General features: G+C 34.9%; 16 protein-coding genes, 1 tRNA gene and 1 riboswitch. Of the genes, 8 read left to right on the forward strand and 9 right to left on the reverse strand.

The genetic code is table 11. The features are described 5' to 3' along the window. Positions 1 to 33: 33 nt before the first annotated feature. From ACO05K_RS04230 to ACO05K_RS04245, 4 genes are all read right to left on the reverse strand, one after another. Entirely contained in the window at positions 34 to 840 is an 807-nt protein-coding gene (locus ACO05K_RS04230; RefSeq protein WP_421943216.1) for a phytanoyl-CoA dioxygenase family protein, read from the reverse strand. A gap of 213 nt (positions 841 to 1,053) precedes the next feature. After that, positions 1,054 to 1,839, reverse strand: coding sequence for an SDR family NAD(P)-dependent oxidoreductase (locus tag ACO05K_RS04235; protein WP_421943217.1), 786 nt, complete (start codon positions 1,837 to 1,839; stop codon positions 1,054 to 1,056). Positions 1,840 to 1,992: 153 nt separating this feature from the next. After that, positions 1,993 to 2,163, reverse strand: a complete 171-nt coding sequence (locus ACO05K_RS04240) for a hypothetical protein (RefSeq protein WP_421943218.1) — start codon at positions 2,161 to 2,163, stop codon at positions 1,993 to 1,995. 66 nt (positions 2,164 to 2,229) lie between these two features. Continuing rightward, a tRNA-Cys gene (locus ACO05K_RS04245) sits at positions 2,230 to 2,300 on the reverse strand. Between the two features lie 122 nt (positions 2,301 to 2,422). Beyond that, a riboswitch (SAM riboswitch) is annotated at positions 2,423 to 2,522 on the forward strand. A gap of 52 nt (positions 2,523 to 2,574) precedes the next feature. On the opposite strand from ACO05K_RS04245, the gene ACO05K_RS04250 reads away from it, so the two are divergent. The 7 genes from ACO05K_RS04250 (at position 2,575) to ACO05K_RS04280 (ending at position 12,451) form a co-directional block, all read left to right on the forward strand. Then, positions 2,575 to 3,729: a cysteine desulfurase family protein gene (locus ACO05K_RS04250; RefSeq protein WP_421943219.1), complete on the forward strand. Its 1,155-nt coding sequence runs from the start codon at positions 2,575 to 2,577 to the stop codon at positions 3,727 to 3,729. A 25-nt stretch (positions 3,730 to 3,754) separates the two neighbouring features. Next, entirely contained in the window at positions 3,755 to 4,882 is a 1,128-nt protein-coding gene (locus ACO05K_RS04255) for a redoxin domain-containing protein (RefSeq protein ID WP_421943220.1), read from the forward strand. A 395-nt stretch (positions 4,883 to 5,277) separates the two neighbouring features. Beyond that, the gene (locus ACO05K_RS04260) at positions 5,278 to 8,268 is read left to right on the forward strand and encodes a SusC/RagA family TonB-linked outer membrane protein (protein WP_421943221.1); all 2,991 of its coding nucleotides are present in this window, start codon (positions 5,278 to 5,280) and stop codon (positions 8,266 to 8,268) included. Between the two features lie 11 nt (positions 8,269 to 8,279). Continuing rightward, positions 8,280 to 9,728, forward strand: coding sequence for a RagB/SusD family nutrient uptake outer membrane protein (locus ACO05K_RS04265; protein WP_421943222.1), 1,449 nt, complete (start codon positions 8,280 to 8,282; stop codon positions 9,726 to 9,728). A 10-nt stretch (positions 9,729 to 9,738) separates the two neighbouring features. Beyond that, positions 9,739 to 10,170, forward strand: a complete 432-nt coding sequence (locus tag ACO05K_RS04270; protein ID WP_421943223.1) for a hypothetical protein — start codon at positions 9,739 to 9,741, stop codon at positions 10,168 to 10,170. A 41-nt stretch (positions 10,171 to 10,211) separates the two neighbouring features. Further along, the gene (locus ACO05K_RS04275; RefSeq protein WP_421943224.1) at positions 10,212 to 10,880 is read left to right on the forward strand and encodes a hypothetical protein; all 669 of its coding nucleotides are present in this window, start codon (positions 10,212 to 10,214) and stop codon (positions 10,878 to 10,880) included. A 194-nt stretch (positions 10,881 to 11,074) separates the two neighbouring features. Then, positions 11,075 to 12,451 carry a YeiH family protein gene (locus tag ACO05K_RS04280; protein ID WP_421943225.1) on the forward strand — a complete coding sequence of 459 codons (1,377 nt, stop codon included), beginning with the start codon at positions 11,075 to 11,077 and terminating at the stop codon, positions 12,449 to 12,451. Positions 12,452 to 12,485: 34 nt separating this feature from the next. Here the strand turns inward: ACO05K_RS04280 and ACO05K_RS04285 are convergent, their stop codons facing one another. Genes ACO05K_RS04285 through ACO05K_RS04305 form a run of 5 tightly spaced genes read right to left on the reverse strand, consistent with a single transcriptional unit; the run spans position 12,486 to position 17,501 of the window. Continuing rightward, positions 12,486 to 14,546, reverse strand: coding sequence for a hypothetical protein (locus ACO05K_RS04285; RefSeq protein ID WP_421943226.1), 2,061 nt, complete (start codon positions 14,544 to 14,546; stop codon positions 12,486 to 12,488). A gap of 22 nt (positions 14,547 to 14,568) precedes the next feature. Continuing rightward, positions 14,569 to 15,627 (reverse strand): endonuclease/exonuclease/phosphatase family protein, encoded by a 1,059-nt coding sequence (locus ACO05K_RS04290; RefSeq protein ID WP_421943227.1) that lies wholly within the window; start codon positions 15,625 to 15,627, stop codon positions 14,569 to 14,571. A gap of 25 nt (positions 15,628 to 15,652) precedes the next feature. Further along, positions 15,653 to 16,228 (reverse strand): hypothetical protein, encoded by a 576-nt coding sequence (locus ACO05K_RS04295; protein WP_421943228.1) that lies wholly within the window; start codon positions 16,226 to 16,228, stop codon positions 15,653 to 15,655. A gap of 17 nt (positions 16,229 to 16,245) precedes the next feature. Then, positions 16,246 to 17,115 (reverse strand): hypothetical protein, encoded by an 870-nt coding sequence (locus ACO05K_RS04300; protein ID WP_421943229.1) that lies wholly within the window; start codon positions 17,113 to 17,115, stop codon positions 16,246 to 16,248. Beyond that, positions 17,112 to 17,501 (reverse strand): hypothetical protein, encoded by a 390-nt coding sequence (locus ACO05K_RS04305; RefSeq protein ID WP_421943230.1) that lies wholly within the window; start codon positions 17,499 to 17,501, stop codon positions 17,112 to 17,114. The genes ACO05K_RS04300 and ACO05K_RS04305 overlap by 4 nt, the downstream gene beginning before the upstream one ends. Before the next feature lie 390 nt (positions 17,502 to 17,891). Here ACO05K_RS04305 and ACO05K_RS04310 point away from each other — a divergent pair, with 390 nt between their 5' ends. Beyond that, positions 17,892 to 19,634 (forward strand): DUF6377 domain-containing protein, encoded by a 1,743-nt coding sequence (locus tag ACO05K_RS04310; RefSeq protein ID WP_421943231.1) that lies wholly within the window; start codon positions 17,892 to 17,894, stop codon positions 19,632 to 19,634. Positions 19,635 to 19,851: the final 217 nt, after the last annotated feature.

The raw sequence follows: 19,851 nt of genomic DNA on the forward strand, positions 1-19,851 counted from the left end.
AATAGCTGAAAATTAATATAAAAACCATAATAATTACTTTACAATTCCGGCAAATCGCTGGTAAAAAACGGTTGGACTATTTTCATTCTTCGGAGCATATTTTCCGGCAATTATCGGAATGTAAATCACTCTTCTACGACTTTCTTCTCCACGTATAGATGATTCTGCAACACGATGCCAAAGTCTTCCATCATGTATGGTTAAATCTCCGGCTTCTGGTAAAATAGATACTTCATTTCGGTCGGCATTGTTATCAAGGAAATATTTTTTTCTGAAAAGCATTTGATAGATATTCTGCTTATGTGTTCCGGGAATAATTCTTAATCCACCATTTTCTTTCTTTTGAGAAGTAAGATGAATGCCAACATTTAGCATCGGATTTAGTTTACCACCGTAAAATATATCTCTCAAACCATCTGTATGCCATCCCATTTTGGTAAAACTACTTTCGGGGCCGTTGATGTAATGGTTAAAAACCATTCCGTCTTTTTCTTCAGTACCTAATCTTGAGCCTTCTCCAGCAAGGGGTAAAAGCGCCGATAATCTTGGGTCGAGTAGTAAACCACTAAGTGCTTTATGGTGCTGATTTATGAAAGCAAAACGCTGTACAATTGTTCTTCCATCTAAATCTTTACCATATTTAATAGGCACACCATTTATCTTTTTAACATCAGCATTAATCCAGGCTCTTTCAACTTCTTTTGATGCGTGAACTATTGATGAAACAGTATCTTTATTGATGAAATTTTTAAAATGGATAAATCCGTGTTGATTGAAAAAATTAATTTGTTCTTCTGAGAGTTTTTCGGATAGGGTGAAGGTTGGATACAATGATGCCATGGGTTAATAGTTTAATTAAGAAAATTGAGAATTGATTTGAAGATATTATGCATAACAACAGCACATTCGCATTCGCGAGTGGTTCTGTGCTGTAAAAAAATGAAGAGCCTCATTATTTATATACATAATCTATAGATTTAGTAGTATTTAATACAAACGTAACATATTTTTAATATTCCAAAGAACATTCTTCAACTTTTTTTAAAAATATTTTTAGGTCTTGTAAATTCCGGCTGCTGTTTTTTCTATAAAAGCCTTTGGTAGCCATTTGGTTGCATAAGCGCTGATGATATTTGCGAAGCCGGGAATAATTTCGGCTTTCTTTGTAAACATTCCCTTAAGCGCAATATTTGCAACTTCATCTGGTTTCATGTTAAACTTTTCGGCCATTTTACTAAAAGGGTCTAGTCCGGCACGTGCTGCAAAACCAGTATCAATAGGTCCTGGACTAATGCAGCTTACAGATATATTTGTTTTCTTAAGTTCAAACCGAATTGCTCTACTAAAAGAAAGAATGAAAGATTTGCTTGCCGCGTACAATGCAAATGTTGGTACAGCTTGGTAAGCAGCTGTACTAGAAACATTAAGAATATAAGATTGTGTTGATTGCAATAACAATGGCTTAAACAAATAGCAAAGGCTAACCGCTGTTTCCATATTCAATCGGCACATTTCTAAATGATTGGATAGAGGTAAAGAATAAAATTCACCCCAACTACCATAACCAGCATTATTAATTAGAATTGATACCTGAAAATTATTTGTTTCTGCCCATGATAAAACCTGAGCAGGAGTGGATGATAACGAAAGATCTATAGCTAAAAAACTAGCTTTAATGCCATGCAATTTTATCAGGTTTTCACTCAATTCAGCAAGTTCATTTTTAGAGCGTGCCACAAGCAAAAGATTGTAGCCCTTTTGAGCAAGAGCCGTTGCAAGTGCCTTGCCCAAACCTTTACTTGCGCCGGTTATCAAAGCGTATGTTTGTTTTATTTCCACAATCTGTTCCTTATAATTTTATAACTGTTGTTAGCAAATCTATTAAAAATAAGAAAGAGCAACCCATCCAGGTTACCCTCGCTAACAACAAAACTAATCATGCTAACCGAAGTTAGGCTATGAAATTTTCTTTTATCTGATAGAAAACTAAGACTATACTTTCTTCTTTAAATCATCCAATTCAACTTTAATTTCTGCTAGTTTTTTATTCTTCTTTTGAATCTCTGTCGAACTGTCTCCATCATCTAATAAATTACAAACACAATTTTCACGTTCTTCAAAAAAATCCCTAATAGTTGGATAATCAAAATCATCATTTACCATTTCTGTCAGATTTGAATTTTAATTCAGTAAATTCTAAAAAGCATTTAAGCAATACTTTTTTTTTCGACGTCATGGACGGAATCGAACCGCCGTTATAGGTTTTGCAGACCTTTACCTAACCACTCGGCCACATGACTATAGTATCAACTTTACTTAATTTTCAGTGTTGATGGTTGCAAACATAATAAAAATATATTAAGTCTATAGGATTTATAGATTTAATTTTTTATGTTTGTGCCATGAGGAAATTTCCTCATAAAACTTATCCAGAAAGACTGAGGGAATGGGCCCGATGATGTCTTAGCAACCTGTTGCCAAATAAGGTGCTAAATCCTTCTCTTTAATGGGAGAGATAAGAAAGATTTCCTCGGAATTCTGTATAAGCCAAGAAACTTAAAAGATTTGCACCCTATGAGTATTTATTTAGACAATGCCGCAACTACGCCACTATCTTCTGAAGTGTTTACGAAGATGGAACCTTTTTTATTTAATTCTTTTGCCAATCCTTCGTCTACACACACTGCCGGGCGTAATGCCCGATATGCCGTAGAGCTATCGAGAAAAATAATTGCTGAAAATTTAAATACTACAGCAGATCATATATTTTTTACTTCAGGAGGTACCGAAGGCGATAACATGGCGATTTTATCCGCAATTCATGCTAATAAAATTAAGGTAGTTATTACAAGTAGGTTAGAGCATCATGCTGTACTAAATACTTTAAGAAAAGCAGAAAATGATGGCTTGATTCTTATTAAATATCTTGATAATGATGCTCAAGGTAGAATATCACTTACTCAATTAAACAGTTTGCTAGATGGAACAGATCAAGTTCTTATTTCGCTAATGCATGCAAATAATGAAATCGCTAACTTAAATCCTTTAGAAGAAATAGCAGATTTAGCAGAACATTATGGTGCTATTTTCCATTCTGATACTGTTCAAAGTATAGGGCATTACCATTATGATACACGTTTACTCTGCCCGGATTATTTAGTAGGTTCAGCACATAAATTTCATGGTCCGAAAGGTGTTGGATTTCTTTATGCAAAACAACCCGAAAGTTTAAAATCAATCATTAATGGAGGTTCGCAAGAAAGAGGTAAAAGAGCCGGAACTGAAAATGTTAGTGGAATAGTTGGTGCGGCAGCAGCTATTCAAGATATTTATCAAAACCAAGCTGAACACGAATCTTATCTGAAATCTTTAAAATTAGCTCTTATAAACGGATTAAGTGCGCTTCCGGAGATTACTTTTAATGGAGAATCGGCTAATATAAATGAAAGCCTATCAACTGTGTTAAGCGTTTCATTCCCACAATCTTTAACAGAATTTAATTTGCTCGAAACCTTAGATGCTGCCGGAATTTACGCTTCTGGAGGTAGTGCCTGTTCGGGCAATAGTTCATCTCACGTAATTTCTAGCTTATCGGCTTTAAGCAATAAAAATACTATCCGCTTTTCTTTCAGCAAATACAATACAATATCCGAAATTGAAAAAGTTATAACGGTGGTAAAAAATTACTTTCAACCTCTGTATAATCAATCAAACTTACAATCCGCATAATCAACCTAAATAATCTTAATTAAAAATGAAAAAAACACTACTCATTGCCTTGAGCGCCTTGCCGTTTGCAGCGTTGGCACAAAAGCCATTTACCATTTCTGGAAATTTAAAAAATGCTCCAGCAGGAGAAAAGCTTTACTTAAGTTACTCTCAGGATGGAAAATCTATTTCAGATTCTACAGAACTTAAAAACGGAAGCTTTACTTTTAATGGAAATATAAAAGATACTGGCAGAGCTTCACTTTATCGTAAACCAGCTGATAAAAATGCGAAGCGTGATTTCCTTTCTCTTTACATTGAGCCTGCAAATATTAAGTTATCTGCATCAGATTCTTTAAAAAATGCAGCAATTACTGGTTCTGTAACAAATACAGATAACGAACGCCTTAAAACTTTAAGTAAACCTGTACAAGATAAACTTAATGCAATAAACGCTGAATTTGCTAAGCTTACTGCCGAACAAAAGAAAGATAAGGCAACAAATGAGGCGATTTACAAACGCTATCAGGAAACTAACAAAGAATTGGAGCCAATTTATCTTGATTTTGCCCGTAAAAATCCCGCATCTTACATAAGCTTAACTACACTTTCTCAACTTGCTACTAGCGAAACTGCACAAACTGAAGCTGAGCAAGCTTATAATTCACTTTCTCCAGTAATTAAAGAAACTAAAACCGGAAAAGATATTGGAGTTTATTTTAGTGCCGTTAAGAAAACAAAAATCGGTTTGCAAGCTTTAGATTTTACACAAAATGATGTAAATGATAAGCCTGTAAAACTTTCTGATTTTAAAGGAAAATATGTTCTGGTAGATTTTTGGGCTTCGTGGTGTGGACCATGCAGACAGGAAAACCCAAATGTGGTAGCGGCTTACAATCAATTTAAAGATAAAGGCTTTACAATACTTGGTGTTTCTTTGGATCAGCCTGGTAAGAAAGATGCATGGCTTAAAGCGATTGAAGATGATAAATTAACCTGGACACATGTTTCTGATTTAAAATTTTGGGATAACGCAGTTGCCAAACAATATGGTATCCGTTCTATTCCTGCAAACTTTTTAATCGACCCGGATGGAAAAATTATTGCAAAAGGACTTAGAGGTGAAGCTTTGAAAGAAAAATTAGCTTCGCTTTTAGATGGAAAAACTAAATAATTAACCTAAATATTTTAATATCAAATAAGTAAGAATAATAAAAGAGCAAATCACTTTTGTGCATAGTGCATAAAAGTTTACCAGATAAAAAAACAGGGGCGATTGAGGCCGCCCCTGAATAAAGTGATTTATCACGGTATGTGACCAGTAATGCTGAATTAATGTTTAACCACCTAAATCAAATATAATGAAAATATCCTAAAAGTTTAGTTGACCAACTACTATTGATATTATTTTATTACAATGTAAAATAATACCACTTCTAATTTTTCTTTTACCGTTTATCCTGAACAGGTTTTTCTATAGTCTGAAAGGAGAGGTATTGCAGATTAATTAAATCATACTGCCGATTTTTTTCAAATCCGGCATATCAATCATTAACTAAAACTATATAAATGAAACGAAAAATACTTTCGCTTATTATACTATGCCTTGTTGCGGCGTTACCTGCATTGGCACAAAATAAAATAATTACAGGAAGGGTAATCGCTGCAGAAGATGGACTTCCAATTCCATCAGTATCTGTAAGAGCTCCTGGAACAAAATCTGCCGCACAAACCGATGCAGAAGGCAGATTTTCTCTTCAAGTTCCTTCTACATCAAAAACACTTGAATTTAGCTACTTAGGTTATTTAACCGTTAGAGAAAATATAGAAAACAATCGTGTTGTAAATGTTAGCCTGAAGGTTGATGCAACCGGCTTGGAAGAAGTTGTTGTAACAGGATTCGGCCAAACTGTAAAGAAAAGAGACATTACCGGAGCAGTATCAAGCATTTCATCAAAAGAGATTGAGAAAGTTCCGCTTGTAAGTTTTGATAGAGCTATGCAAGGCAGATTACCGGGCGTTCGCGTTAACACAAACTCAGGAACACCAGGTTCAGCCGTAAGTGTGCTTATTCGTGGAACAGGCTCGTTTAATGCCAGTACAGCACCGCTTTATATTGTAGATGGAATCCAGGTTAATTCCGGAGATTTATCCAGAAGTTTATCTACATCTAACGTTTTAAGCAACTTAAATCCAGATGATATTGAAACCATTGATGTTTTAAAAGATGCATCATCTGCTTCAATTTACGGTTCTCAAGCTGCAAATGGAGTAATTATCATTACAACAAAACGTGGTAAAGCCGGCAAAACCGAATTTGATTTTAGCAGTTATTTTGGCTACGCCGAAGAAGTTGATAGATTAGATGTTCTTAACGGCCCGGAGTGGCTTTCTGTTTATACTGAAGAATATATAAATCGGTATGGTGCAAATAGCGCTCAAGTTGTAGGTACATCGGGTATAAAAACAGTATTTGGTGCCGACCCAGCTTTGGCGCCAAGTTACAGTTGGTACGATGCTGCTTACCGAAAAGGACAAACTCAAAACTACCAGTTAACAGCCCGTGGTGGAGATGCAAAAACAAAATTTTTCATCTCAGCAGGTTTGTTTAACCAAAAAGGCCAACAAATTGTACAGGATTTTAAGCGTGGAACTTTTAAAAGTAATTTAGAACATAATGTAAATAATAAATTATCGTTAGAAGCAAATATAAGTTTAAGCTCTTTTACGCAAAATGGTACGCTTAGTGGTTCTACTTTTGCAAACCCTTCTTTTGGCTCTAATTTCTTAATACCAACTCAAGCAATTTACACACCAAGCGGCGATTACAACGAGCCATTATTGGGGGCTGTACCAACAAATCCAATAAAATCTGCAAACTATGATATAAACAAAGGTACAACCAACCAATTGCAGGGAATATTTGCATTGAATTATAAAATTATTGATGATTTAAAATTCAGGGCAACAGGTTCAATAGATTATGGTGATATAAAAGAAGATCGTTTTCAAGATCCAAGAACCCGAGATGGAGCTGCACCAAACGGAAGATATACGTTTTTAAGCACAGAGTTCAAAAATTATCAAACTAACGCTACTCTAAATTATAATCATCTTTTTGGCTCAAAACACAAAGTAAGCGCTTTGGCCGGATTTGAATATCGCCATCAGGTTAACAATAATGTAACCACTCAAAAAACAGGTTTTCCTAATTACTTATTTAGAACCTTAAACGGAGGAACTGTGTTGGCTTCAACAAGTTCATCTTTTACTGAATTTAAAAACTTGGGTTACTTTGCAAGGGCAGAATATGGTTTTGATGATAAATATATTATTAATGGAACAATCCGCTATGATGGTAATTCTAGATTTGGTGAAAATCAAAAATTCGGATTGTTTGGCTCAGGTTCATTAACCTGGAGGGTTTCGAGAGAGAACTTCTTAAAAGATGTAAAATGGCTTAGCGATTGGAAAATCAGAACCAGTTATGGTAAAGTTGGTAACTCTGGTATAGGCAATTTTGCTTCGTTATCAACCTTTGGTTCTAACTCAGGTTATAACGGCGTAGGCGGAATTTCACCAGGAGGACTTCCAAATGTAGAACTAACGTGGGAAGATATTTATACGCTTAACTTAGGTACCGATGTATCTTTATTTAACAATAGGTTGAGTTTTACTGCAGAATATTATAACAAACTTAACAAGAATTTACTTCTAACCCGTACGCTTCCAAGCACAAGCGGTTACGGTGGTGTAAGCGATAATGCAGGTAAAATGCGCAACCGAGGTTTTGAATTTCAAATAAACTCCGAAAATTTAGTTGGCCGATTCAAGTGGAGTTCATCTTTCAACATATCGTATAACAAAAACAAAGTTTTAGAATTAATTACTGATGATATTAACCCTCGTTTTCAGTTGGTTGGTAATTCTGTTACCCGAATTTTATCATACCAATACGTTGGTGTGAATCCGGCCGATGGTCGCCCGTTATGGTTAGATGCCAACAATAATTTAACTTATAATATTACAGTAAACGATAGACAGAATATTGGAGATACACAACAGAAATACTTCGGAGGACTTACAAATAATTTCTCTTATGAAGGAATTGGACTTGATATTTTCTTCCAGTATGCTACAGGTTTCTTGTTATTCGACCAAAACAAAAACTTCTTAGATAGTTATGCTAATGCATCAAACAGAAGTACAGATGTTTTTAGAAGATGGACAACGCCCGGTCAAATTACAGATGTTCCGTTAGCTTATGCCGGTGGAAATTACGTAACTGGAGGAATTGCTTCTACTGCATACAGCACTGCATCAACTCAATGGTACAAACCTGGCGATTATTTACGTTTGAAAGAGTTAAGGCTATCTTACAAACTTCCTAAAAACTTCATTTCAAAAGCGAAGCTTAATAATGTGCTGTTTTACGCAACAGGAACTAATCTTTTAACGTGGACAAAATACACCGGTATTGACCCTGAAACTGTGCTTTCTGATAATGGTGGCGTACCACAGGCCAGAACCTACACCGTTGGATTTCAAATTGGATTATAAAACAAACTAAAATGAAAAAACAATTATATACAATTACAATTATTGGCTTACTTGGATTAAGTGCTTGTAAAAAAACACTTGAAACCGCTCCTAGAGATTCCATTGCAGCATCTGAAGCTTTGACGAGCATTACAGGTGTGAGCAGTTTATTAAATACTGTTTACAGCAATTTACGTGGTACGGGTTATTACGGTCAGTCGTTTAAAATCAATCCTGATATTATGGCTGATAATATTTATCCGATACCAGGTTTAAATTCCAATAGATTAATTACAAATTCGGTTAATTCGCCGGGTACACACATGAGTTTATGGGGCTTGTACACATCAGGTATTAACCAGGTTAATTTGGTAATTGAAGCAACTGGAAATGTTTCAGGAAGTCAGGCTGAAAAGAATAAAATTTTAGGACAGGCTTATGGCTTACGTGCTTTGTTTTACTGGGATTTGGTTAAACTATATGGTTATAATCCTCAGTTTATCGTTAATGGATTTGACAAGGGCGTTCCCTTAGTTTTAAAACCAACGCCTACATTAGCTGCGGTCGAATTTCCGGCAAGAAATACTGTTGAAGAAGTTTACAAACAAATTGAAATTGATCTTTTAGCATCAGAGAACCTTTTAGATAATACAGCTGGAAACAGATACATAACTAAAACCTCGGCACAAGCCATATTATCTAAAGTTTATTTATACTGGGGGAAATATGCACAAGCTGCAACCTATGCAGATAGAGCCATCGCTGCGGCAGGTTCTACCTTTGTTACAGGAGCTGCATACACTTCAAGCTTTTATGCAGATAATAACCCTGAAGCGATTTTAAATATCACCTTTACTTCAGAGCAATCAAACATCAATGAATCTCTGCAATCTTATTATGCTCAATTTCCGGCAGATTATGGAAAGCGTCAGGATCAGGCTGCCTTTGATAATAATGCTGAAACTAAAGTTGGTTATGGCGATTTTACACCAACGCCAGAATTATTGGCACTTTATGAAGCTGGAGATGTTAGAAGAGGAACGATAACTACCGGTAGAAAAAGTAATGTCGTTGTAAATTATGCCCGCAAATGGGTACCAACTAACGGGGTAAATTTCTGGCAAAACATCCCACTTTTAAGGGTTTCTGAGCTTTACTTAATCAGAGCTGAAGCTAACTTTAGAGCCGGAACAGCCACAGGTGCAAGTGCTCAAACAGATCTTGATAAAATAAGATTAAGAGCTGGTTTGCCAAGTGTGCCCGTATCAGTTGCTGCTATTTTAAAAGAAAGAAGAATAGAACTTGCTTTTGAAGGCGACAGATGGTTTGATTTAGTAAGATTGGGATTAGATGTGCCAAAATCGAGTGCTTTGGGCGCTATTGCACCAATTGCTTATAATTCAGATTATAGAATTCTTGCGCCAATACCTGTTGGCGACCTAAGTGTAAATCCGAATTTAGTTAAAAACCCAGGTTATTAAATTATAGATTATGAAAAGAATACTAATTCCAGCCACTTTTTTAGCAGTAATTTTATTATTCGGCTGTAAAAAATATAAGGTTGAATATGATCAGCCATCGCAGGTTGAATTTAAACCCATTACCGTAACACTTGCAAAAGGAACAGCCGCTGCCCCAGGTACAGCTACAATTTTAATTCAGCTTGTTGGTCCGCATCGCGATAGCAATTTAGATGTAGAATATACAATTGACCCGGCAAGTACAGCATTAGATGGTACACATTATACCATTACCGGAACAGCAGGTAAGGTTACAATTCCCGCAAATAGTAGTAGTGCACAAATTGTATTAACCGCAATTCCGGCAAATCTGGCAACATCTAAAAGGCTTATTTTAACACTTAAAGATGGTGCATTACCTGTTAGTCCGAATTATAAAACATCTACAATAACGCTCCAATAGTTCATTATTCAGGCAGCCGAAAGGCTGCCTTTTTTTATCTTATGAAAAAGACAATAAAATTAATTACAGCAATGATGTATTTGTTCGTAACCATCAGTTCTGCTCAAAGTGTACAGGATGTAAATGGAAAAGTATATAAAGCAAAAAGTTTAAGTGAGGTTTCTGGAAACACGCTTTTATTTCAAGAATTTTTAAAAGGCGATGTTACATTTAAAAATGGAAAAGATATAAAAGGATTGCAACTTAACTTTGATGCACTTGATAACATTTTACTATTTAAAAATTCTTCGGCGGTAATACAGGAGGTTTCTGAGCCTATCAAATCATTCATTGTTTACGAAATAAAAAATGGAAAATACAGTTCGAAAAGCTTCGAATCAGGTTTCGGAAAAGTTTTAAACTTCGATGAAAAAACATTTTACGAAGTTTTATATAATGGAAAATATAAATTCTTGAAAAAGATTAACAAATACATCATTGAAACATCTGGCTACAACGCAGGTACAAAGAGTGAAGAAATTAGAGAGAAATCATTTTATTTTATTGAGATTGAAGGGAAATTAACTCAGGTTTCTAAAAATCAAAAGTCTATTATTGGTTTGTTCCCAGAGAAGGAAAGTTTAATAAAAGATTTTATTAAAAAGAATAAGCTAAACCTTAGTAATGAGGAAGATATTGTTGTTCTTTTATCTAAGATTGAATCTTTGTAAATAGCATTGATCTTGTTTTGAAATATTGAGTTTAGCAATTCCATTGTGTAACAAAGTTTAATCAAACGAGATTATTAGTTGTATTAAAAGTATTTTTATTTTTTTGGTTGAAACAAGTCCACTCCATTTTAGCGGATATTTCTTATCAAATAAAATTGAATCAAAATCATCCGCATAACAAGCTTTAAATCAAAATGTCTACAGAAAACCAAAACTTAGCAAACAGTAGCGCCTTAACAGATTCTGGTATTACTCCAAATAAAAAGACATTTTTACAATCTATTACTGAAGATTGGTGGGCATTAATTTTAGGTGCTGTTATTATTGGGGTTGTATTGTTGCTAAATGTTAATGCTTCAAGTTTTAGTTTACCTGTTTATAAATGGAGTAGTAGGGCAGATTTATTTGAAAAAATTCTTTCAGTAGGTAATCTGCTGCTGATTATAAAAACTGGAATTGCTTTTTTAGTCTTAGCGGGAATTTCAATTTCTTTATCTGGGGGAAACATCCGTCGATTTGCACCAGGCTTTTTATTCATCTACTTTTTGGCTACGCTTTCTTTCATCATCGGCGGAAATAAAAATGTAGCTTATTATGGTTTAGAATACGTTGTATTTGCATTATTAATCGGAATACTTTTAGGCAATCTAATTAAGTTGCCACCATGGTTAAAAGAAGCTGTTCGCTCAGAATTTTACATTAAAACCGGACTTGTAATATTAGGAACCACTATACTTTCGGCAGATTTAATAAAAGCAGGTTTACACGGAATTATTCAGGCTGTTATTGTTGTAAGTGCAGTCTGGTTTTTTTCTTTATGGTTAAGCAGAAAGTTAAAAGTTGATGATGAATTCGGAATCATATTAGCTTCTGCAGTATCTATTTGCGGTGTTTCGGCAGCCATTGTTGCAGCAGGAGCAATTAACGGAGATAAAAGAAAACTATCATACGTTACTACTCTTGTATTAATAATGGCTATCCCTATGATGATAATATTGCCATGGGTGGTTAAGTATTTCGAAATACCTGAAGTAATTGGTGGTGCATGGTTGGGCGGTACGCTAGATACCACAGCAACTGTAACTGCTGCAGGAGACTTGATTGGACCTGTAGCTGTTAAAGCAGGAGTAATTGCTAAATTCTCTCAAAATGTATTTATAGGTGTGGCTGCTTTTTTTATTGCGATTTGGTGGGCTTACAAGAAGCCAAAAACTGATGGTACTGAGGTTGAAAATGTTAAGATTGAAAGCCCTGGCTTGAAAATAGTTTGGGAACGCTTCCCAAAATTTGTTTTAGGATTTATTGGGGCGTCTCTTGTATTTTCATTTCTCCTTTCTGTAGAAACTGCGAAAAGCGTTGCACCAACTTTAAATGGAATCCGTACAATTTGGTTTGCACTTGCATTTATTGCAATTGGTATGGAAGCTAAATTTTCCTCCTTAGTAAAGTTGCAAGGCGGAAAACCTGCGCTAACGTTTGTTACTGCCCAAATTTTTAACATCATCTGGACACTTTTATGGTCTTACATTTTATTTGGCGGTTATCTGTTTCCTATTCCTGATTTTAAATAGATTTCGAGAGAAATGATTTTCCGTAGATTATGAGTTATTTATCGTACTTAGATAACAGTTTGTTTTTCTCTAATTCAATAATTACGGTTTTAATCATGTAATCAGTCAGCTTATTTGCAGCACTTCTTTTAGCGATTTTTAAAAAAATCCCGGCGAAAAATCCGCTTATTACATCAAAAAATCTTTGTATTAGATTTCTGTGAAAATAATGTTTAATCCATTCCTGAGCATTATCTTTTTTCTTTACTTTAAGTTTGTCTGGTGCATATTTTCTTTTTGCAATTAGGTTGAAAATTTCCAATAGCCGCTTTTTCATCATTTTTCTTTGGCGATAAACCTGAACGGGAGCAATCGTTGGTTTATCTACCGGATATTGGTAGCGTTTTTTTAAACGAAGCTCATCGCTCTCAAATAGCAGACTTAAATCAGGTATTATGGGTAGAAAAACCTTTTTTACTATTTTATTATTTTCATCCTTTACCTCTCTGATAATTTTGAATTTCTCAATCATATCTGATGTCCAACTTTTATGAATCGGATGGCAGTTATTCGGGTTAGAATAGGGCATAGTAAAAAAGTACCTGAAGAAATTTCTGGCATTTGTTCTGCCCAGAAAAAAGTCGTGTTCCCGGAAACTGTGATCAATAAAACCTCCAAAGGCGCCAATTGAGGCGCAAGCTAACGGAAGTTTATCTGGTTTAAGACCACCTGATTCTTTATTCCATTTTCTTGGAAAAATAATACTTCGGAAAAAACCTTTGGGATCATTTTCCAGCATTTCACGTCTCTTCACTCTTGATTGGTCTGTTAAAGTAGAGATAACCTCAGGAATAACATCAAATAAATCTTCAGGCATTTGATATTGCGCATCCTTATCAACCATGTCAGGAAATGGATCTACCATCACTACTCCATAAGATGGATATTCGGCATCACTAAGTCCATATGTTTCGCTTAAAATGCTAAGCACTTCTCTGTATGGCTCATTATTTATGGCTCCTCCATCAACCGTTACAGTACTAAAATTTTTCGGGAAGTTCTTCAGATTAATCTCTTGAAGGGTATTCTGTCCGAAGGAACCATTTACAATACGCTGTAAAACATTTTTTAAATACTCATCATTGAGCTGCTTTTGGTCAAATGTTCGGAAGTTAAGACCTATAGGAAATGCACCTGTTGCCATGGTAGCTAATTTTAAGGTATCCTTGTAAGGCTTATCGTACGGGTTTAAAAACAGATATTTATTATCGGCGGTTAGGGGCTGTCCATTATTCAAATGATAATGGGTAACCATATAATGTTCATAAGTAGTATGGTTAGGAATAATGGTTTTCCGACCGCTTTTACTTATTGGGGTTTCGAAATTAACTTCTAAAGGAATACCCCTAAGTAAGCAATGTGAAAAAACTAGCTGAAGGTTTTTAGAAACATAGGAGGGAAGTGCTTTGGCTCTCTCAGCTATATTTCCAGAACCAGAAAAGGCTTTTTTTGCGATATTATCAACAAAGTTAGAATTTAAAAAGGAGCGAACCTTTCCTGATGCAAGATCAGAAATATCCCAAAGCTTGGCAAAAGTGTTCTTTTTTGTCCTTTCTCTTATTTGTTTTTCATTTTCCGTACTGTTACTTTTTTGCTCATCTTCCATCATCACCCAATGGTCGTAGAGCATATTTCCACTTAAAACTCCAGAGCCTAACGGTTTTCTCACTGGTTTAAAGGTTCCGTTTAAAGCATAAATTGCAGCCATAGAAGTTGTCATTCCCCCTGCAGAAGCACCACCCATGGCCTCTATTGTTACTTGATGAGTTGGTATGTATTTTTCAAGCTCATTCAATGGGATTACAACATCGCCATCATCCTGATACGGTTTCAAAAGTATAGTCTTTGAAGCTTCAATCTCATCCTTAGATTTATTCGCAAACTGATCTGTTGTTTTACCTTTTGCAAGTTCCCAGGCTTGAAGCATTTCAAACAAATAATCCATCACTCCAGCGGTATAACAACCTGCAGATACTGCACCCGCCATTGTAAGAGATAATTTAAATTCGTTTTCAGGTATTGCTAAATGTTTCTTCTGGATTTCTGTTTTTGCCATTGTTGCACGCTTTAAACTTAGTTTAAGAAGTTTTTTTACTTATCATATCTAAATAACTCTCGGTGTGGTCGGTATTCATTTCAACCCACAAAGGAAGGTGGTCGCTCATCTGGTAGGTTTTGATTTCGTCAAATTCTTTATCAGTTAAGCTAGTTGCCCCTGTGTGTTTTTTGATGCGCTCTTCATAACCATCTAACTTGTCAAAAACTGTTTTATAAAAGTTAAATATTCCCGCATTCTTAAATGTGATGTCTTTAAACTTGTTATAGTAAAGTATCTGGTCATAAATTTTGTTCTGACTTACATTGCTACCGGGTAGCTTATTCTTTAAAATAGCATCAGGTATAGAAAAAGAAGAAGATGTTGCTGCTTTGTAGGTTTCGCTTTGGTCATTTTCAATGTTAAAATCGCCTAACACAAAAAGGTTATTGCTACGCTGTTTTTCAACATAATTATCTTTTAAGAAACCAGTGAGATTGGAGATTTCTTCAACTCTGCGTTTATATTCTGGAGAAGATACAGATGCCTTACCGTAATAGATATGTACGGTACAGATATCGAAATTTAACCAGCCAGACTGAAACCTTATCATGTAAGGTGCCCTTGCAAAAGCATTTGCATATTTTTTACCAGGAAGGATTATCTGCCCGGCAATATTCTTAAAGCTTACAGTTCTTTTATCATACAGAAAAGCCATACGCTCATTATTTCCTGATATACCATCTGTTACCAAGCTGATAAAAATTCCCCAGTCATTGCCTAGTATTCTGCAAATGTTGTTGAATTCTGTTAAGTTGTCACGAACTTCCTGTATAGCAATCAAATCAAACCGGGAGATAATTTCTGCGAGATAATACAAAGATTCTGTCATCCGGCCATTATACTTGGTGTTGCCAAGTTCGCGAATGTTCCAGGTGCCCAGAATCAAGTTGCCTGAAAGTTTTTTTTCTGGAATACCTTCAGTTTTATCTGCAAGAGCTTTTCTTAGTTTGCTTAAGTTAGCGATAACCTGATTTCGATGATCAATATTCTGGATGAGCAATGGTTGCTCTTTTTTGGAATTAAGATAAAAATAATTCATGGTCTTAGTGGTTGTTGGTTTTGATTTAGTGTTCTGCGGCCTTAGAACGGGAAAATATAACGGCTATAATTTCCTGTATTTTCTGGATGACTTCCTGTGTACCAAGACCTGCAAAAAATCCTATTGCTATCAGTATGTAGAAAGATTTTAAGTTTCCGGCTTCAAGTGATTTTGCGGTTAAAAAATCGCCATTTATCAGGCACATAATAACCAAAGCCAGAATTCCGCCTTGCCATGGACGGAATAAATACCAAAATAACCACACTCTAATATTAAATACTTTTAGAGGCGCTTTTTCTGGGTCTTTTTGCTCCGGGTAGGCAGCCGAAAGTCTGAGGTAAATTGCTCTTAAGCAATAGAAGCTTCCTCCAAGCATTCCTGAAAAAAATAAAGCATAGGTAACGCCTTCGTCTATCTTCAAATTGGTAAGTGTTGTTAATCCTTTTTTCGATTCTTCAAACTTATTGGTGAAAATCCATAAAGTGGCAACAACCAGGATGATGAAATTATAAATAATTGTAAAGGCTATCAGGCAGATGTCTAATGGTCGGTGTAAAAGGTCTTCTATGACCTCTTGTTCTTTAGTGTTTGGGTCTGACATTTTAAATTGGCTTTGGTTTATAATTTTACTTTTAAGCTTATTGCATAATAACGCTGAGAAAGAAAGTTCTCTACCGGATTTTCTCCTTTCACATAATCTAAGCCTACCTGAAATTTTTGCTCGCTTTCGCTGCTCAGTATATTATAATTAAAAGAGGCCGTAAAAAATTCATGTTCCCTGTAAGAGCCATCTTGAACAGACTTACTGAAATCATTCCTGTACTGGTAATCTGCACGTAGTTCAAACCGGTCTGCAATTGTTGTATTGGGAAATAATGTGATTACTGGAATGATTTGGAAGTACCATCTGTAGATGTGACCTTTTTCACTTGCGTTTGTTGTCTTGGTTCGGTTTTCGTTTTCCAGACCAATAAATGGTGTATACTCTAAAGTGAAGAGATTACCCACTGGAACAATTTTATTTGGTGTAATAAAGTTTAATGCACCCAAGTTTAAATCTTTTGCTTTAAGTGATAAGCTTAGGCTAGCCCTGAATGATTCGTTACCTTTCTCACGATCTACGTTATATTTAGCATTTGCAAGCAAAAAAGGTGTAAGTGAGGCTAGTGGGAAAAAGTCTTTACGAAAGGCCAATCCAATATCTCTGCTATCTTGTTTTTTATTAACAAGCGTGTTTTTATGCAGTTCAGAAAAGAGAAATAAATCTACAGTTGTGCTATCAAGCAGTTGGAAACCAAGTGCCAGATTCGCAGCCCAAGAGCCTGTTGCATCCTTTGGCTTGTTGAAAGTAAATGAAGCGGCTTCGGTTTTACTGGATTTACTTTGAAAGGATTTTCGTAAGCTGAATTTATCAAAAAAACCTTTTTGAGCGTAGCTGTAGCCTTGTAACAAAAAACTACATAACAATAATGTATATAATTTTTTCATAAACGTTTCAAGATGAGTTTACAGCAGTCTTCAAACATTTTTAGTCCCTCACATTCAGTTGGTGTAACAATGTTTCCTGAACCTAACATTTTTAGGATTTGATTAAAGTAAGGAGTAAGGCTTCTCTTATCTTCCGTACTTAAAAAATAGTGAAGTCGGAGGTTTTGTGTTTTCGGGTTATTTGATTTTGCTATTACCTCATCCAGGTTGAGTACGCTGAGATTATCAACCGCTGAGCAAACCCGCTGATGGATAATAACTTCATTATCAATTGCAGCCTGCGCTTTTTTAAAAGCAGATTTTAGTGTGTTGGTTCCTGATGTACTAATAAATTGCTCCAGAACATTAATGTCTGCATCACTGAGCTCCATTACTATTTTTTTCATTTTAGAGGCGTTTAATTTTTATTATCTTGAATTAAAACGGCAATGATGTAAGGGATTTGCTGCAAATATTTGCGGCAAGATTTAGGGACGGCTAAGAGGATTTGAGGCGCTTGTTCGGTTTATAACTCTAATTTAAAATGTTTTATGAAATAAAACAATACTTAAAATTAAGTAAGTACTAATTTTTTTTATGTGAGCTATAGCAGGACGAAACACAGTATAAATGCGGAAAAAGTTGTCGCTATTGCCGGAATGCACATCGTTTGTAACATCCCTGGCGTATAAGAAATTTATTGTGCTGTTTTGTTATATTTGAGTAACCGAATATAATTGGCTATCCCCGGATTTTATTTTTAAAGTCTGTAAAGCCTTATCAAACATCAGCGCTTCTTGAAACATACCAAAACATACATTTTTAAAATTAGTCGCTATTTCTGTATCGTCTTAGTACTTATTTTGTGTCTTCTTTTCACTAGAAATAATGCAAACGCACAGGAGAATATTGATAGCTTAAAAAAAGTGTTAGGAAAGGTTTTGCTGGATAAAAATAAACTGGATCAAAGTAAATGGGCGAGTATTGGTCTTCTTCAAAAAAAACTAAAATTAAATTATGTTTCTCCATTATCAAGGTACCATGCATATCTAGATTTATTTAACGCTTATAAATCCTTCATTCATGATTCGGCCTATGTTTACAGCAAAAAAATGGCCGCCTGTGCCTATCTTTTAAATGATGCCGAAAAAATAAGTTACTCCAAAGTTAATCTAGGGTTTGTTTTGGTTTCTTCAGGAATGTTTAAAGAAGGGCTTGATACGCTAATGCGTGTAAATCCTAAAGTATTAAATCCTGACCAGCAATTTGAATATTATTTTCTGATGGCGAGGGCGAATTTCGATTTAACCGATTATAATAAGATTCATGATTTTAGTGAGTTATATCGAGCTAAGGGCTTGAAATATTGCGATACAATTATCTCTAAATATATAAAAGGATCTTACGGATATCTTTCAGGAATTGGCTTAAAACAACTTCGTGCAAAACAATATAAACAAGCAATTCTTTCTTATGAAGCACTGCTTAAACTTAAATCTACTTATTCTGATAGCGCAATTAATTATAGTTGTTTGAGTTATCTTTACTTTAGTGTAAATAAACCAGAATTGGGGCTACGTTATCTGCTAAAATCTTCCATTATAGATAATACTCACTCAACAAAAGAATCGCTCGCACTAGTAAATCTGGCTAAGTATCTTTATCAGCAAGGAAATACCAAAGAAGCCTTTACGTATATTCATAGTGCCATTGAGGATAACAATTTTTATGGTGCAAAGCAGCGAAAGGTTGAAATCAGTAATATCCTACCCATTATTGAAAAGGATAAAATTAATGATATCGAAAAGCAAAAACGTTCCTTAATAATATATGCATCAATCATTACACTTCTAATTATACTAACGATTTATTTTGCTTCAAAAACCTTTAAGCAATTGAAAAAGATTAGGATTGCAGATAAGCTTATCCTCGAGAAAAACCATGACTTAAACCTGGCAAATGCAGAGCTGCACAAAATTAATAGCTCACTAGATGTTGCCAATCAATCGTTAACAAGAACAAATAGAAAACTTGATGAAGTCAATTTAATTAAAGAAGAGTACATTGGTCATTTTTTCAATATCCATTCAGATTACATAGAAAAGCTTGATAGGCTAAAACGAAGCCTTGAAAAAATTATACACCTTAAGCAATACAACGAATTGCAGCTTGTTGTTAAACGGCTTAACACCAATATCGAAAGAGAAGGTTTTTTTCAAAGATTTGATGAGGTATTCTTAAATCTTTTTCCAGATTTTATTCAAGAATTTAATGCACTGTTTGCTGAAGGAGATAAAACCCAACCAGCTGCAGGGCAGCTGTTGAATAATGAGTTGCGGATTTTTGCACTTATTCGTCTCGGTATTGATGAAAATGAAACCATTGCAAAAATTTTGAATTACTCTGTTAATACTATCTATACTTACAAAACCAAAGTTAAAAATCGCTCTCTGGTTGCAAATGATGTTTTCAAGGAAAAAATCATGAGCATAAAAACGGTGAAAAATGAACTGCCGATGAATTATCAATCGCAGCTTTAACATTCAAATTAAATCTTCAAAATAAATACCTAACCCATCTATTTTACTTGAGCTTTAACAAAGCTCAACTTTCTAAAAATGGTTTTAAGGTAATCCAGGTAGTAAGGCTACTGAAATGCCTTCGAGTATGGTTACATTCCTTCTTTTTTATGGCTATTCAAAGGTTTACAAAGCACAATTATGCTTGATGTATCTATATATTAGCTGAATTAATTTT

Origin of the sequence: Pedobacter sp., from assembly GCF_965227205.1 — a bacterium.
GTDB lineage: Bacteria > Bacteroidota > Bacteroidia > Sphingobacteriales > Sphingobacteriaceae > Pedobacter.

What these genes read in the sequence shown, in the direction of transcription:
- ACO05K_RS04230 (WP_421943216.1), bottom strand. Translation starts at nt 840, where the DNA reads ATGGCATCATTGTATCCAACCTTCACCCTATCCGAAAAACTCTCAGAA.
- ACO05K_RS04240 (WP_421943218.1), bottom strand. Translation starts at nt 2,163, where the DNA reads ATGGTAAATGATGATTTTGATTATCCAACTATTAGGGATTTTTTTGAA.
- ACO05K_RS04250 (WP_421943219.1), top strand. Translation starts at nt 2,575, where the DNA reads ATGAGTATTTATTTAGACAATGCCGCAACTACGCCACTATCTTCTGAA.
- ACO05K_RS04255 (WP_421943220.1), top strand. Translation starts at nt 3,755, where the DNA reads ATGAAAAAAACACTACTCATTGCCTTGAGCGCCTTGCCGTTTGCAGCG.
- ACO05K_RS04260 (WP_421943221.1), top strand. Translation starts at nt 5,278, where the DNA reads ATGAAACGAAAAATACTTTCGCTTATTATACTATGCCTTGTTGCGGCG.
- ACO05K_RS04265 (WP_421943222.1), top strand. Translation starts at nt 8,280, where the DNA reads ATGAAAAAACAATTATATACAATTACAATTATTGGCTTACTTGGATTA.
- ACO05K_RS04270 (WP_421943223.1), top strand. Translation starts at nt 9,739, where the DNA reads ATGAAAAGAATACTAATTCCAGCCACTTTTTTAGCAGTAATTTTATTA.
- ACO05K_RS04275 (WP_421943224.1), top strand. Translation starts at nt 10,212, where the DNA reads ATGAAAAAGACAATAAAATTAATTACAGCAATGATGTATTTGTTCGTA.
- ACO05K_RS04280 (WP_421943225.1), top strand. Translation starts at nt 11,075, where the DNA reads ATGTCTACAGAAAACCAAAACTTAGCAAACAGTAGCGCCTTAACAGAT.
- ACO05K_RS04285 (WP_421943226.1), bottom strand. Translation starts at nt 14,546, where the DNA reads ATGGCAAAAACAGAAATCCAGAAGAAACATTTAGCAATACCTGAAAAC.
- ACO05K_RS04290 (WP_421943227.1), bottom strand. Translation starts at nt 15,627, where the DNA reads ATGAATTATTTTTATCTTAATTCCAAAAAAGAGCAACCATTGCTCATC.
- ACO05K_RS04295 (WP_421943228.1), bottom strand. Translation starts at nt 16,228, where the DNA reads ATGTCAGACCCAAACACTAAAGAACAAGAGGTCATAGAAGACCTTTTA.
- ACO05K_RS04300 (WP_421943229.1), bottom strand. Translation starts at nt 17,115, where the DNA reads ATGAAAAAATTATATACATTATTGTTATGTAGTTTTTTGTTACAAGGC.
- ACO05K_RS04305 (WP_421943230.1), bottom strand. Translation starts at nt 17,501, where the DNA reads ATGAAAAAAATAGTAATGGAGCTCAGTGATGCAGACATTAATGTTCTG.